Source organism: Bifidobacterium subtile, from assembly GCF_000741775.1.
Lineage (GTDB): Bacteria > Actinomycetota > Actinomycetes > Actinomycetales > Bifidobacteriaceae > Bifidobacterium > Bifidobacterium subtile.
Window position 1 is genome coordinate 394,705 of the sequence record NZ_JGZR01000006.1, and the last position, 15,226, is coordinate 409,930.

The window sequence follows — 15,226 nt, forward strand, 5'->3', positions numbered from 1 at the left end:
ATGAGCGATACCACGCAACTCGTACAGCTGTCCGCCGCCGAGCAGGCAGCCGCAATCAAATCCGGCGATACGTCCAGCCGCGAACTGGTCGAAGCCCATCTGGCCGTCATCGAGGCCGCCGAGCCGCAGATCAATGCCTTCCTGCAGGTTTCTGGCGATGAGGCGCTGGCGCAGGCTGACGCCTTCGATGCCAAACAGGCCAAGGGCGAGACCGAGGGCCTGCCGGAGCTTGCCGGCGTGCCGATTGCGATCAAGGACATGATCGTGACCAAAGGCATCGTCACCACGGCCGCTTCAAAGATTCTCGAAGGCTGGGTGCCGCCCTACGACGCGACCGTCATCGAAAAGCTCAAGGCGGCTGGCATGCCGCTGTTGGGCAAGACCAATCTGGATGAATTCGCGCAGGGCTCCTCGACCGAGCATTCGGCGTACGGCCCCACGCACAACCCGTGGGACACCACGCGCGTCCCCGGCGGCTCGGGCGGTGGCTCGGCCTCGGCGGTGGCTTCCTTCGAAGCGCCGCTCGCCTTGGGCACCGACACTGGCGGCTCGATTCGCCAGCCGGGTTCATTGACCGGAACCGTAGGCGTGAAGCCTACGTACGGCGGCGTGTCGCGCTTCGGCGCCATCGCTATGGCCAGCTCGCTCGACCAGATCGGCCCCGTCGCGCGCACCGTGCTTGATTCCGCGCTGCTGCAGGAGGTTATCGGCGGCTACGACGAGCGTGATTCCACCTCGATTCCGATGCCCGTGCCCCCGATGGCGGCTGCCGCGCGCGAAGGCGCGAAGCGTGATCTGCACGGCGTGAAAGTCGGCCTGATCAAGGAGCTGGGTGGCGATGGCTACCAGCCCGGCGTGCAGGCCCGCTTCGAAGAGGCGGTGCAGCTGCTGCAAGACATGGGCGCTGAGGTCGTCGAAGTCTCCTGCCCGCGCTTGGAGTATGCGCTCGGCGCGTACTACATCATCATGCCTTCCGAGGTCAGCTCGAATCTGGCCCGCTATGACGGCATGCGCTACGGCCTGCGCATCATGCCGGCCGACGGCGTGCCCCAGACCGCAGCCAATATGATGGCTGCCACGCGAGAAGCCGGCTTCGGCGACGAAGTCAAGCGGCGCATCATCCTGGGCACCTACGCGCTGTCCGCAGGGTATTACGACGCATGGTACGGCTCGGCGCAGAAGGTGCGCACCCTGGTCATCGAGGACTTCAACAAGGCCTTCGAGCAGGTCGATGTGCTTGTCTCCCCGACTTCGCCCAGCACGGCGTTCAAGCTCGGCGAGAAGATGGACGATCCGCTGGCTATGTACATGAATGATATCGCGACGATTCCCGCGAACCTCGCCGGCACCCCCGCCATGAGCATCCCGGCGGGCCTGAGCGACGACGGCCTGCCGGTCGGCTTCCAGCTCATCGCGCCCCAGAAACGCGACGACCTGCTCTACAAGCCGGCGGCGGCGCTCGAAGCGGCGCTCGAAGAGCGTTGGAACGGCCCGATCTGGCGCTCAATGAACGCCTCCTGGCTGAAGAATCTCGCGAAGTAACGCATCGGAAGGAATGAAATCATGGCTGAAAAACTGATGAAATACGCCGATGCCGTCGCCAAGTTCGACCCGGTCATCGGCTTGGAAACGCACGTCGAGCTGAGCACCAACACCAAGCTGTTCTGCCCGGCGCACATCGAGTTCGGCGGGGAGCCGAACACGCAGCTCACCCCGGTGAGCCTGGGACTGCCCGGCTCGCTGCCGGTGGTCAACAAGACCGCCATCGATTACGCGATCAAGCTCGGGCTGGCGCTGCACTGCGATATCGCCGAGTGGAGCCAGTTCGCCCGCAAGAACTACTTCTACCCTGATATGCCGCGCGACTATCAGATCTCGCAGTACGACAAGCCGCTGAACGGCGAAGGCTATCTCGACGTCGAGCTGGAAGACGGCACGATTTTCCGCGTGCCGATCGAACGTGCGCACGTCGAGGACGACGCCGGCAAGAACACCCATGTGGGCGGTGCCGACGGCCGCATCGAAGGCGCCGACCATTCATTGGTCGACTACAACCGCGCCGGCGTGCCGCTGATCGAAATCGTCACCAAGCCCATCGAGGGCGCTGGCGAGCGTGCGCCGGAAATCGCCGGGGCCTACGTCCGCGCTATCCGCGATATCGTGCGCGCGCTGAACATCTCGCACGCCCGCATGGAGCAGGGCAATATGCGCGCCGACGTCAACATCTCGCTGCGCAACGCGCCTGACGATCCGCTCGGAACCCGCTCGGAGACCAAGAACGTCAACTCCTTCCGCGGCATCGAGAAGACCATCCAGTACGAGATTCGCCGCCAGGCCGCCATTCTGAGCGACGGCGGGGAGATCCTGCAGGAGACCCGCCACTGGGACGAGGCCTCGCAATCCACCGCAGGCGGCCGCGTCAAGTCGGATGCCGACGACTACCGCTACTTCCCGGACCCCGATCTGGTCATGGTGCACGTCACCAAGGAGCATATCGCCGAGCTCGAAACCCAGATGCCCGAAATGCCGCGCGCTCGCCGCAACCGTTTGCAGCAGGAATGGGGCCTGAGCGACCTGCAGATGCGCGACGTGCTCAACGCCGATGCGCTCGATCTCATCGAGTCGACCGTCAAGGCCGGTGCCAAGGCCGCTGGCGCACGCAAATGGTGGCTCGGCGAGCTGAGCCGCGAAGCCAATGCGCGCAGCGTGTCGCTTGAGGAGCTGCCTATCACTCCGGCCGATGTGGCCGAGGTCGAGAAGCTCGTCGCATCCGGCAAGCTCAACGACAAGCTCGCCAAGCAGACCGTCGAGGGCGTGCTCAAGGGCGAAGGCACTCCGGCCGAGGTCGTCAAGCAGCACGGCTACAAGATCGTCGAGGACACCGGCGCGATCGAATCGGCCGTGGAAGCGGCATTCGCAGCCAATCCGGACGTGGTCGAGAAGCTCAAGAGCGGCAACATGAAGCCTATGGGCGTCATCATCGGCGCTGTGATGAAGGCCACGCGCGGCCAGGCCGATGCCAAGGCTGTCACCAAGGCCGTCATGGGCAAGATCAAGGGCTGAGCTAGGCGCATCCACGCAACCGCAATTCGATATAACATCTCGCACAACGGGTCCGGCCCGTTTGCTTCGGTTCCTGCGCGAATCGGAGCGAACGAGACGGACCCGTTCGTTGCGGTTTGCGTGCTAGCCATCGCGAAAGCAGACGTTGCTGCCAGTAGAAAGGCCACGCAGACCAAGCTGTTGGCGTGATGAATACGCGGGCAGGGGGCGAACCTGGTACGAATATCACGCTTGTCGCGCCAATGATATGGTTTGCATGACGAACGGTACGATTTCAAGCTGTGCGCACTGCGCGGGAAGAGCGGATTGCGCCCGGCGTAATTCAGGCCGCTCTCTGGATTCCATCGGCCCGACGAGTACGATAGCAGCTATAGCGATTAAGCGATGATATGAGGAATGAGAACGAATGTCAGACAATGCTGAACCTCCGTTGGACGAAGTGATGCCGCGAAGCCTGCCCGAGCGCATCACCATCCCGCCCATTCGCGGCGAAATGGTGCGGCTGCGCCCGGCTACCCTCGATGATCTGGATCGTCTCGATCCCCTGGACGCTTTCCACAGCGCCTCCAAGATCACCGGCAAGGACTCCCAGTCAGAGCGGGCTGCAGTGCATGCGTGGGTGCGGCGTTCGGTCGCATGGTCGCAAGGCCTCGCATCGGACGAGTCCGGGGTGGGGGATCCTGAGTCTCGCCGTACGCTCGCATGGGCGGTCCTTTCGGATGCTCCGCGCGATGATGAGCAGCAGCTCGCCCAGCCGGAGGATATCGTTATCGGCATGATTTTCCTGATCGACATCGATGGCTGGGCTCGCTCGGCGCGCATCCAGGTGATTCTGGGCAAGGACTACCGCGGCCGCGGTTACTCGCGCGACGCGATGCCGCGCGTGATGACCTACGGCTTCGCGCCACAGCCGGCAGGTTTGGGCATGCATCGGATCTGGGTGTCGGTGCCGGAGAAGAATTCCCGTTCGCTTTCCGTTTACAAGTCCTTGGGATTCGTGCTCGCCGGCACTTCGCGCGATGCGCTGTGGGATGTCGAAAACGGCAAATACCAGGATCAGCATGTGCTGGAAACCCTCGTGGACGAATATGATCCGATCAGATCGCTTGATGCGTTCGGCATGCATGTGATCGAAGACAATCCCGGCGTGCGCGAGGCCCTGAGTGCACGCGAGCACTCGCTTGCCATCGAGCAGCATGTCTCCGATGCCGCAGCGGGCAAGAACGCGCAATCGAATCACGGCGGCGAATCGGCCAAACAGGACGCAGCGGCCGGCGGCAACCTGCAGACGCAGGAGCAGTCTCAGCCGCAATCGCAGATCCGCGAGCCCGAGCTGGCAGACGCGGGCGATGACGGCGATGACGAGCTGGAATCGCTGGCGCGCAATTTGCAGCGCAGCGCCGATGCGCATGGCGTTGACGGGCATGGCGTTGACGGGCATGGCATCGACGGACGCGGCGACGATGCGCACGATATCATTCCGGGCACGGATGACGGCTCATCCCAGGAAGGCAGCTGGCCTTTTGCCTCAGACGAGCGCAAAACGTCCAAGCAGGCCTGGTGGCGCAGCTTGGGACGCAGCCGCAAAAATGACAAGGAAGGCAGTCAATGAGCGCCGAGGATCTCGACAATTACGAAACCGACGCCGAGCTTTCGCTCTACCGGGAATACCGCGACGTCATCAAGCTGTTCACTTATGTGGTGGAGACCGAGCGACGCTTCTACCTGGCGAATAAAGTCGATTTCAACGTGCGCTCGGCTGGGCAGGACGTCTATTTCGACGTCCAGCTCACCGACGCTTGGGTATGGGACGTCTATCGTCCCTCGCGCTTCGTCAAGAACGTGCGCATCGTCACCTTCAAGGACGTGAATGTGGAGGAAGTTCAGAAATCGGATATCGACATCCCTGATTCTCTCGATTGAACGCTGCTCTCGATTGAGCATTGGGTTTGACCGGGTGCTGCTCTTGATTAGGCATGATTAGGCATCGCGCTCGACTGAGTACCCGGCATGCAGCTCGTACAGTTCGTACCTGGAGAGAGTCAAGGAGCCGCTGCGATATGAGCAGAATGCGCATGATGCGGTGCATTCGTGCATATTTGCCGGTTTCGGCGGCGAAGTGGGCTGCATCGGGTAGAGTATGAACGATTTATTTGCTTATAGGAGGTCAATGTGACGCAGAAGGAATCCATCGTGATCATCGGCGGTGGACCCGCCGGCCTTACTGCCGCGTGGGAATTCGTCAAGGATGGCGGCGCCGAGCACTACGACGTGACGGTGCTGGAAGCCACGAAGGAATTCGGCGGCATCTCGCGCACGGTCAAGCACAACGGCAACCGCATGGATATCGGCGGCCATCGCTTCTTCTCCAAGGACGACCGGATCATGGACTGGTGGAAGAACATCCTGCCGCTGCAGGGTGCGCCGTCCTACGACGACAAGAAGCTCGGTCGGCATCATGATCTGGAGCCGGGCGGCCCGGATCCGGAACTCACCGACAAGGTCATGCTCAAGCGCCACCGCGTCTCGCGCATTTTCTGGAATCACCATTTCCTCGACTATCCGATCTCGCTGACCCCGGGGCTGCTCAAGGCGCTCGGCTTCAAGCTCACGATGGAGGTCGGGTTCAGCTATCTGCATTCGATGTTCCGCAAGCTGCCGGAAGACAATCTCGAGAACTTCTACATCAACCGCTTCGGCCGCAAGCTCTATTCGATGTTCTTCGAGGGCTACACCGCGAAGGTGTGGGGCCGCCCGCCCAAGGAGATTTCCTCGGATTGGGGCGCGCAGCGCGTCAAGGGCCTCGACGTGGTCGCGGTGCTCAAGAACGCGGTGCTCAAGATGCTGCCGAAGAAGCGTGACAGCAGCCAGGTCGAGACCTCACTGATCGAAGAGTTCTGGTACCCCAAGCTCGGCCCGGGCCAGCTATGGGAAACCGTGGAATCGCAGTGCGTCGAGAACGGCGCCAAGGTCATCACCGACGCGCGTGTGAGCGAGATCCGCCAACAGAACGGCAAGATCGCTTCGGTGGTCTACGTCGACTCGAAGGGCAAGAGCACCGAGCTCAAGGCTGATCAGTTCATTTCCTCGATGCCGGTCAAGGATTTGGTCAACGCGCTGGCAGAAGCGCCGGCTGATGGCGCCGTTGCGAAGAAGGCCGCTGAAGCTGCTGAGGCTGACGCCAAGGCCGTTCCTGCAGACATGATCCATGTCGCCAACGGCTTGCCGTACCGCGACTTCGTGACCATCGGGCTGCTCGTCAAGCACCTGCGCATCCAGAACACGACCGACATCCCCACGCTCGGCGATCCGCAGATCGTGCCGGATTGCTGGATCTACGTGCAGGACCCGGGCTACAAGGTCGGCCGCGTGCAGATCTTCAACAACTGGAGCCCGTACCTGGTCAAGGACGTCGACGACACGGTGTGGGTCGGCCTCGAATACTTCTGCCAAGAAGGCGACAACTTCTGGAATATGAGCGACGAGGAAGCCACTAAATTCGCCATCAAGGAGCTCACCCGCATGCGGCTCATCAACGGCCCGACGGATGTGCTCGACTCGCATCGCGAACGCGTCCAGAAGGCCTACCCGGCGTACTTCGACACCTACGAGCATATGCCTGAACTGGTCGAATACCTCGATTCCTTCGGCAACCTGTACTGCGTGGGCCGCAACGGCCAGCACCGCTACAACAACCAGGATCATTCAATGGCCAGCGCCATCGAGGCTGTCGGCAACATCCAGACCGGCAAGACCTCGAAGCGCAACGTGTGGTCGGTGAACACCGAGAAGTCCTACCACGAGAAGAAGTGAAACAGTAGCCGGACTGTATAGGCCGGCTGCATAAGGTACGTCGGCCGGTTATGCAGGCCAATAGTGGGGCGGGTTGCGCGTCGATGAGCATCGACGCGCAACCCGCCCCACTTGTATAGGAGCTATAAGAGGTTATAAGGCAACGAGTCGGCGATGCGGGGGTATAGTCCAGAAAATAGTCCCAAACCTTGTTGGCCCTATAACCCGCAATCGCTGCGGTGTGTCTCTGCGATGCTTCCGCGATTTCTCGTGAGGCCTGCCGTATTGCCTACATCACCTTCAACCGTCACAAGCCCCGCAGTTTTCTGAACCTCATGCGGGCGTTGTGACGTCTGGCGGCGTTGAAACAGCACAACCCCCGCACAGCCATCGTTCTCATGCGGGAATCGTGACGTTTGCAGAGTGGAACGGCCCGGGACGATGCGACCCTGTTTGCGCTGGTCGCCGCCACGTTGTACAGTAAATTCCAGTTCAACAGCCGGTTGCGATGGCGTTGAGCGTTCATAGCGGTTTTTACCGCATCTTTTTCGTAAAGCTCTCCGGCAGTGTGTCGGCGGGAGCCAAGGAAAGGCAACACTAGTGGCAACAAGCCAGAATATTGAGGATATGAAGCTGCCTGAGCTCAAGGAGCTCGCTAAGCAAATGGGACTTCGGGGCACGTCGACGATGCGTAAGCCCGAACTGCTCGCCACATTGCAGGCGGCCCGTTCGGGCGGTCAGGCGCCAGCAGGCGTCACCGTGCGCAGCAGGAAGACGAAGGGGGGCGCCGCCGCAAAGGCATCGGGCAGGCAGAGTGCACAAGATAACGCCAAGTCCGCCGCCGAGCAGGCGCAGGCCGGGTCTCAGAAGACCGAGACGGTACAATCCGGCGCCTCGATGACGCCGTTTGCGCCCGCAGCAGTGGTTTCGACGCCGACGACGCCAGCAGCAGCGTCCACGTCGCCAGCATCTGATGAAAATGCATCGAAAGATGCGGTCAACAACGAAAAGCGCCCGCAGGATCGCGTCCGTAGCACGCGTCGTCGTGTTCGCGAGAGCAATGACAACGCGAGCCTGCTTGACGAGCTGGATCTTGCGCTTCCCGAACCCAAGCGCACCGAGGATGCGGGCAAGCGTCAGCAGCATGACAGCGCCCAGTTCGAACTCGATCAGCCTCGTCGCCGTCACCGCACGGCAAAGCGAGAAGAGGAGCACGATCAGCATGCCGTGCGCGATCTGAACGACATTCTCGCCTCGCTGCCTGCGCAGGATCACGAGAATGCTGCGGAAGGCGCGAAGGAAGACGCGCATGAGCACGAGTTCGTCAGGCGCAACCGCGATCGCAATGAGCGCGAAGGGCGCGGCGATCGCAATGAGCATAATGATCGCAACGATCATAGCGATCGCAACGGCTCGGATCGCCGCCAGCGCCATATGCGCGGCCGCGAACGCGACTATGGCAACAACAATGTCAACAATCGCGATGACCGCGATGATCGCCGCGACAACCGCCGCGAAGAGGCTTCGGACGATCTCGTGCCCGTGGCCGGCATCGTCGACGTGCTCGATTCCTACGCATTCGTGCGCACCTCCGGATATCTTCCCGGCCCCAACGACGTCTATGTCTCGATGGGACAGGTGAAGAAGTACGGCCTGCGCAAGGGCGATGCCGTGCAAGGCTCGATTCGCACGCCTCGCGAGGGCGAGCGACGCAACCAGCGGCAGAAGTTCGTGCCGCTGCAGTCGATCGATTCCATCAACGGCATGAGCATCGAGGATTCCGTAAGCCGTCCGCACTTCTCCAAGCTCACGCCGCTCTATCCACAGGAGCGGCTCAAGCAGGAGACCACGCCGAATAGGCTCACCGGCCGTCTGATCGACATCGTCGCGCCGATCGGCAAGGGCCAGCGCGGTCTGATCGTATCCCCGCCGAAGGCCGGCAAGACCATCACCTTGCAGAACATCGCCAATTCGATTGCGACGAACAACCCTGAGGTGCATCTTATGGTCGTGCTCGTGGACGAGCGCCCCGAAGAGGTCACCGACATGGAGCGCACGGTGCAGGGAGAGGTCATCTCCTCGACCTTCGACCGCCCGGCCTCGGACCATACCACGGTCGCCGAGCTGGCCATCGAGCGCGCCAAGCGGCTGGTCGAGCTGGGCCAGGATGTGGTCGTGCTGCTCGATTCCATGACCCGCTTGGCTCGCGCCTACAACATCGCGGCTCCGGCCTCCGGGCGCATCCTGTCCGGCGGCGTCGACGCGCAGGCCCTGTACCCGCCCAAGAAGTTCTTCGGCGCGGCCCGCAACATCGAGAACGGCGGCTCGCTCACCATCATCTCCTCGGCGCTGGTGGAGACCGGCTCCAAGATGGATGAGGTCATCTTCGAGGAGTTCAAGGGCACCGGCAATATGGAGCTGCGCCTGAGCCGTGAGCTGTCCGACAAGCGCCTCTTCCCGGCCATCGACGTCAACGCCTCGGGCACGCGCCGCGAGGAGCTCATCACCGCCAGTGACGAGCTGCCGGTCATCTACCGCCTGCGCAGGCTGCTCGGCGGGCTCGAACCCGAGCAGGCCTACCAGACGCTGGTGCCGCGCCTGAAGAAAACCGCCACGAACCGCGATTTCCTCACTGCGATCATTCACCAGAGCGGATTGAACTAAGCAGGCTGAGCCTGTCGTTGCATGGGCAGGGCAGTGCATGAACACAGCGTTGCATAAGATCAGCAGCGCATGGAGACAGTGCTGCATGGGCACAGCGTTGCATGAATTGGTGAGGCGCTAGCGCTCAGGGGCCGGATGACATGTTTCACGCCATCCGGCCTCTGGCATAGCGTGATGCGGCTGGATGCGGCTCGCACTTTTTTGGAGCGCTTGCAAAAAAGTGTGAGGCGAATGAACTTCGCATGTTCGTATTGTGCAGACGGAGAACACTGATCTGCTGGCCGTTAAGACCACGGAAACTTCACGCTAATGATGCGCGTTTCCGGCTCGCACTTTTCCCGGTGGTCCAAAAAGTGTGAGTCGGAAACATGGAAGCTAAGCAGACTACGCAATATGGATGAAAACTGCTCGACTGAACCGTGCGCTAATGTGTGGGGTATGAGCGATGATAGCGAGAACGGCGACTGGCGTAGCACGACCATCGATGCGGCGCAGGCCGAACATAATCCGAAAGTAGCGGCGGCAGTCGAGCGCATCACGCAGCTGCGCCAATCCATCGACAACATCGACGGCGCGGCCATCGCGCTGCTGGCGGAGCGTTTCAAGGCCACGGCCCAGGTGGGCCAGCTCAAGGCCGAGGCGGGGTTCGCGCCAGCGGATTATCAGCGCGAGGACTATCAGATTCAGCGCCTGCATCGCATTGCCGAAGATGCCGGCTTGGATCCGGATATCGCTGAAATGTATCGCGAATTCGTCGTCACCGAAACCAAGAAGCGCCACGCCCGCATCGCCGCAGCCGGGGGAGACCCCCAGGTGCTCGACGTCTTCGCGTGACTCTGCGTTGATTCATGCGAGATTCGCGGTGCGTAGGCATATAAACCCATACCCATCACCTTTTGCATGCTAACTCGATGCTGCCGTATGAAACGTAACGTTATGAGGGCTGATCGCGTCGCCTTTTGCACGTCAGCGTCGAGCTAGCGTACAAAAGACGACGTTCTGCGGATACCCTCTATATGAGGTAGTCCGGAAGCCACAAAGGCGGGCTGATCAATCAAGACCAGCCCGCCTTCGCGGTAATAGATAATAAACGAGTGGCAGGGGACCGCCATATCGCCTGAGGCCTAGTCCGTGCAGTACGTGGTTGCCCACGTTTGGAAACGCCGCACGGACAAGCAAAACCGCCTCATCCTACCCGAGCCCGATTCTAGCGCCTTCCAGTCTGGTGCAAGGCTGGAACTGGTTTCAGCGCTTCGGCTTCTTGGCCGGAGGCTCGCCGAGTTCGCTGGCAGCGACGGCTACCGTCGGTTCGTTCGACTCGTTTTCGCCGGAAGCTTCGGCCGCCTGAACGTCCAGCGGCCCGGTGACGCGGCCGGCCTCGGCGATGTCGTCGATTACCGCCTGCACTGCCTGCACGCCAGCAGCGGGCACCAGCAGTGTGGCGGAGAGGATCGGGGTCTTCATGGAGACCTTGGCCTGCGATTTCAGGCCGCGCAGCTCGGCCAGCGCTTTGCCCGCCCACAGCAGGATGCCGGCGTCAGCGGCAGGTGTGTCGGCATCGGCCGTACCAGCCCCGGCAGCCGCCTGCTCATACAGCCCGGCGTCCGGCCATGCGGCGCGATGCACGGAGCCAGCGCCGTCGTGCATCCATGACCACACCTCTTCCGTGGCGTAGGGCAGGTACGGCGCGAACAGCCGTGCGAAGGCGTCCAAACCAAGACCGAGCGTCGTGCGTGCAGACAACACGGCGGTCTCCGTTGGCACCTTTCCGGTCGCGTCGGCGGTGCCATACGCGCGGTTTTTCGCCAGTTCGATATAGTCGTCGCAGAACTGCCAGAAGAAGGTCTCGATGGCTTCCAGAGCCTTGGAATGCTCGTAGGAATCAAGCGCCTGTCCGGCTTCGCGCACGATCTGCGCGAGCGAGGCCATGACCGAGCGATCCAGCGCCTCGGTCACGTCCGAAGGCCTCCAGACTTGCGAACCGCCTTCGCCGACATGATGATGCTCGTCTTCGCGGCCGATGGCCAGCGCGAACTTGGTCGCGTTGAGCAGCTTGATTGCCAAGCGCCGCCCGATCTTCATCTGGCCTTCGTCGTAGGTGGCGTCTAGGCCGAGGCGTGCGGAGGCGGCCCAGTAGCGCACGGCGTCCGCGCCGAATTTCTCGATCGGCTCGTTCGGCACGACGACGTTGCCCTTGGATTTCGACATCTTCTTGTGGTCGGGGTCCAGAATCCAGCCGGAGAGCGCGGTATGCGCCCACGGCAGGCACTTGTTCTCCAAATGCGCGCGGTCCACGGAGCTGAACAGCCATGTGCGGATGATGTCCTGGCCCTGCGGGCGCAGATCCATCGGGAAGGTCGCCTTGAACAGCGCCTGGCTTGCCTCGTCCGGCTCGGCCCAGTGCGTCACGATCTGCGGGGTGAGCGAGGAGGTGGCCCAAGTGTCCATGATGTCCTGCTCGGCCGTGAAGCCATTCGGCTGGTCGCGCTGCGACTCGGTGTAACCTGCCGGCACGTCGCTGGTCGGGTCGATAGGCAACTGGTCTTCGGCAGGGGTGAGCGGGTGGGCGTAGTCGGCCTCGCCGTTCACGTCGACCGGGTACCACAGCGGGAAGGGCACGCCGAAGAAGCGCTGGCGGGAGATAAGCCAGTCGCCGTTGAGTCCATGCACCCAGTTCTCGTAGCGTACGCGCATGAAATCAGGATGGAACTGCAGCTCCTTGCCGCGCTCGATAAGCTCTGCATTAAGCGCCTCGTCGGTGCCGCCATTGCGCAGGTACCATTGGCGCGAGGTGACGATTTCGAGCGGCTTGTCGCCCTTCTCGTAGAAGTTCGTCATGCGGTCGGTCGGCGTCGGCTCGCCGTCCAAGTCGCCTGATTCGCGCAGCGCGTCCACGATGATCTTGCGGGCCGAGAACGTGGTCTTGCCAGCGGTCTGCGCGAAGATATCGCGCCCGCTTTCGTCGGTAATCCATTCCGGCGTGCCCATCGCGATGCGCCCGTTGCGCTGGATGATCGGCCGGGTGGGCAGCTTGAGCTCGCGCCACCACTCGACGTCGGTCATATCGCCGAAGGTGCAGCACATGGCGATGCCCGCGCCCTTGTCCATTTCGGCGGCGGGATGCGCCAGCACCGGCACCTTGACCTTGAAGAGCGGCGAGTAGACTTCCTGGCCGAAATATTTCTTGTAGCGCTCGTCCTCGGGGTTGGCAATCAGCGAAGTGCAGGCGGCGAGCAGTTCGGGGCGGGTCGTCTCGATATAGATCGGCGTGCCGTCGGCGAAACGGAAGGCGATGCGGTGGTAGAAGCCGGGGTATTCGCGGCTTTCCAGCTCGGCTTGCGCCACGGCGGTCTGGAAAGTCACATCCCACAGGCCCGGCGCGTCCTTCTGGTAGACCTCGCCGCGCGCCAGATTGCGCAGGAACGCCTTCTGCGCCACGCGCCGCGGATGCTCGCCGATCGTATGGTAGGTCTGGCTCCAATCCACTGACATGCCCAGCGAGCGCCACAGCGCCTCGAAGAGCTTCTCGTCCTGCCCGGTGAGCTGCTCGCACAATTCGATGAAGTTCTGGCGGCTGACCGGTATCTGATCCTTGGCATTGATCTTCTTGCCGTCCGTGCCCTCGAAGGGCGGCTTGAAATCAGGATCGTACTTGAGCGACGTATCCACGCGCACGCCGTAGTAGTTCTGCACGCGCCGCTCGGTCGGCAGGCCGTTGTCGTCCCAGCCCATCGGGTAGAACACGTCGTAGCCGCGCATGCGCTTGTAGCGCGCGATCACGTCGGTATGCGTGTAGGAGAACACATGCCCCACATGCAGCGAGCCGGAAACGGTCGGCGGCGGGGTGTCGATGGAGTAGACGGCCTTGCGGTCGCGCGAATTGCGGAAACGGTACACGCCCGTCTCGTCCCACACCGAACGCCACTTGTCTTCCAAGCCTTCGACGCCCACCTTGTCGGGAAGCGGGGTCAGCTTCGCATCGATGCTCGTATCGGCGGCATCGCGGGAAGCGCTGCCATTGTTCTTCTCCTGATCAGTCATGAAGCCCAAGTCTAGAAAGCATTGGTGACATTAAGCGCAGTACTGTAACTGTTCGCATACAGCGGCGCCCGGCTATGCCAGCCCACCTTCCCGGCCTGCCGATTTGAGCTTCCGGCTTCTACCTCATCGCCAGATCCTGCAGCGGCAGCAGCTGATCGACCATATTCTTCGGGTACCCTTCGAGCTTGGCCTTGGCGACGATGCGATCCTTGCGCGTGTACAGCCAGTCGCTGGCGGCGTCCTGGCTCACCGTCCGCGCGAAGGCCTGCATGGCCTTGCGGTAGTCGTCGCCATTGGTGGCACGCAGGGCATCCGCATACTGGCGCTGCGCGTCGCCGTTTTCATAGTGGAATACCGAGTCGGCGTTGGCGAAGGCGCCCGCGTCGCCGGTCTCGTCCATCGTCATCAGCGCCATCGTGTAGTCGCCTTTGGCCATGCGCTCGCCCAGCGTCGCATCGTCGACCGCCTGCAGCTGCACATCGAAATACCCGCTGCCCTTGAGTTGCTGCGCGATGGTTTCGCCAAGCGCCTCGTAGCGCTGCGGAACGAGGAAGGTCACCGTGCCCAGATACGACGCGCTGAAATACGACAGCATCGAAGTCGCCTTGACCGGGTCGTGCGGGAACAATCCCGTCAGATCCTCATAGCCGGGCTCAAGCTCGCTGATCGGGCCTCCCAGACCCGCCGCAGCATCGGGCTGCGAGTGCGCGAGCGAAGCGGAGTCGACAAGATAGCGCGTTGCCTGACGCACCTGCTGGTCGGAGAAGATCGAGTTGGCGCTGTTATTGAAAGCGAGCAGCACTTTCGATGTGCTCATGCCGTCGATGATTTTCAGGCTCGGGTCTCCCGTAATGCTTGCGTCCAGGCTCGGATCGTCGGGTATCACCATATTCACATCGGCGTCCCGCAGCGCCGAAAGCGCAGACGCGTCGTCGGGGTAGTAGCGCAATGTCACCTGCGAGGAGGCCGCCTGCTGCGCACGGTAGGCGCCATTGCGCTTGAAGGTGATGGATTGGCCGGGCTCGTAGTCGGCAACGACGAGGGGACCCGATCCGACGGCCTGCCGAGCGTAATCGACATCGGCCTGCGCGTCATAGACGATGCCGGCCCTGCCGGACAGCGCGCGCAGCAGCGTGGGGTTGGGGCCCGATAAAGAGATGACAATGGTCGAAGAACCCCGATTTTCGACCGATTTAAGACCGTTCAGCATATCCGATCCGACGAAGCGTCCTTTGATCGACTGCTGCAGGGACCATACGACGTCGGTGGCATCGAGCCGATCCCCGTTCGAGAAGCGTAGATTCGGGCGCAGCGTAAGCGTATAGGTCAGCGCGTCCTTGGAGACCTTCCACTGGCTGGCAAGCCCTGGTTCGAGCTGATTGTCCTGATTGCGCTGCACCAGCGTCTCGTAGACGTTGCCGAGCAGCGCCTGCTCGACGGCGTGGCCGCTCTGCTTGCGGATGTCGAGCGAGGCGGGCGCCTGACGCAGCCCGACCGTCACCGTGGTGTTGCGTTGCAGAGGATTGATGCCGGGAAGGAAGCTCGGGCTGTCCAACGCCGACCATGCAATCCATAGGGAAGCGAACAGCGCTGCGGCTATGGCCACGAAGATGCCCCACCGTTTGGCGGCGTCGTGCCTGCTGTGTCGTGTCATATGGCGAATCCG

The 15,226-nt window shown here is 62.2% G+C and carries 9 protein-coding genes; 7 read left to right on the forward strand and 2 right to left on the reverse strand.

The window, feature by feature from the left end; all coding sequences use genetic code 11:
- The 7 genes from gatA to BISU_RS06115 all read left to right on the forward strand — a co-directional run bounded on the left by gatA (position 1) and on the right by BISU_RS06115 (position 10,353).
- Positions 1-1,542, forward strand: a complete 1,542-nt coding sequence (gatA, locus tag BISU_RS06085; protein ID WP_024463138.1) for an Asp-tRNA(Asn)/Glu-tRNA(Gln) amidotransferase subunit GatA — start codon at positions 1-3, stop codon at positions 1,540-1,542.
- 21 nt (positions 1,543-1,563) lie between these two features.
- Positions 1,564-3,063, forward strand: a complete 1,500-nt coding sequence (gene gatB / locus BISU_RS06090) for an Asp-tRNA(Asn)/Glu-tRNA(Gln) amidotransferase subunit GatB (RefSeq protein ID WP_024463139.1) — start codon at positions 1,564-1,566, stop codon at positions 3,061-3,063.
- 406 nt (positions 3,064-3,469) lie between these two features.
- Positions 3,470-4,675, forward strand: a complete 1,206-nt coding sequence (locus BISU_RS06095; protein WP_024463140.1) for a GNAT family N-acetyltransferase — start codon at positions 3,470-3,472, stop codon at positions 4,673-4,675.
- A complete protein-coding gene (locus BISU_RS06100; protein ID WP_024463141.1) occupies positions 4,672-4,986 on the forward strand; it encodes a DUF2469 domain-containing protein in 315 nt (104 codons plus the stop codon). Before BISU_RS06095 ends, BISU_RS06100 begins: the two co-directional genes overlap by 4 nt.
- A gap of 249 nt (positions 4,987-5,235) precedes the next feature.
- Positions 5,236-6,876, forward strand: a complete 1,641-nt coding sequence (locus tag BISU_RS06105) for an NAD(P)/FAD-dependent oxidoreductase (protein WP_024463142.1) — start codon at positions 5,236-5,238, stop codon at positions 6,874-6,876.
- Positions 6,877-7,455: 579 nt separating this feature from the next.
- Entirely contained in the window at positions 7,456-9,519 is a 2,064-nt protein-coding gene (gene rho / locus BISU_RS06110; RefSeq protein ID WP_033502623.1) for a transcription termination factor Rho, read from the forward strand.
- A 438-nt stretch (positions 9,520-9,957) separates the two neighbouring features.
- The gene (locus BISU_RS06115) at positions 9,958-10,353 is read left to right on the forward strand and encodes a chorismate mutase (RefSeq protein WP_024463143.1); all 396 of its coding nucleotides are present in this window, start codon (positions 9,958-9,960) and stop codon (positions 10,351-10,353) included.
- A gap of 411 nt (positions 10,354-10,764) precedes the next feature.
- Here BISU_RS06115 and valS read toward each other — a convergent pair whose 3' ends face one another.
- Positions 10,765-13,560, reverse strand: a complete 2,796-nt coding sequence (gene valS, locus BISU_RS06120) for a valine--tRNA ligase (RefSeq protein ID WP_024463144.1) — start codon at positions 13,558-13,560, stop codon at positions 10,765-10,767.
- A 118-nt stretch (positions 13,561-13,678) separates the two neighbouring features.
- Positions 13,679-15,214, reverse strand: a complete 1,536-nt coding sequence (locus BISU_RS06125; RefSeq protein ID WP_024463145.1) for an ABC transporter substrate-binding protein — start codon at positions 15,212-15,214, stop codon at positions 13,679-13,681.
- Positions 15,215-15,226 lie beyond the last annotated feature (12 nt).

What these genes read in the sequence shown, in the direction of transcription:
- valS (WP_024463144.1), bottom strand. Translation starts at nt 13,560, where the DNA reads ATGACTGATCAGGAGAAGAACAATGGCAGCGCTTCCCGCGATGCCGCC.
- gatB (WP_024463139.1), top strand. Translation starts at nt 1,564, where the DNA reads ATGGCTGAAAAACTGATGAAATACGCCGATGCCGTCGCCAAGTTCGAC.
- BISU_RS06095 (WP_024463140.1), top strand. Translation starts at nt 3,470, where the DNA reads ATGTCAGACAATGCTGAACCTCCGTTGGACGAAGTGATGCCGCGAAGC.
- BISU_RS06125 (WP_024463145.1), bottom strand. Translation starts at nt 15,214, where the DNA reads ATGACACGACACAGCAGGCACGACGCCGCCAAACGGTGGGGCATCTTC.
- gatA (WP_024463138.1), top strand. Translation starts at nt 1, where the DNA reads ATGAGCGATACCACGCAACTCGTACAGCTGTCCGCCGCCGAGCAGGCA.
- BISU_RS06115 (WP_024463143.1), top strand. Translation starts at nt 9,958, where the DNA reads ATGAGCGATGATAGCGAGAACGGCGACTGGCGTAGCACGACCATCGAT.
- BISU_RS06100 (WP_024463141.1), top strand. Translation starts at nt 4,672, where the DNA reads ATGAGCGCCGAGGATCTCGACAATTACGAAACCGACGCCGAGCTTTCG.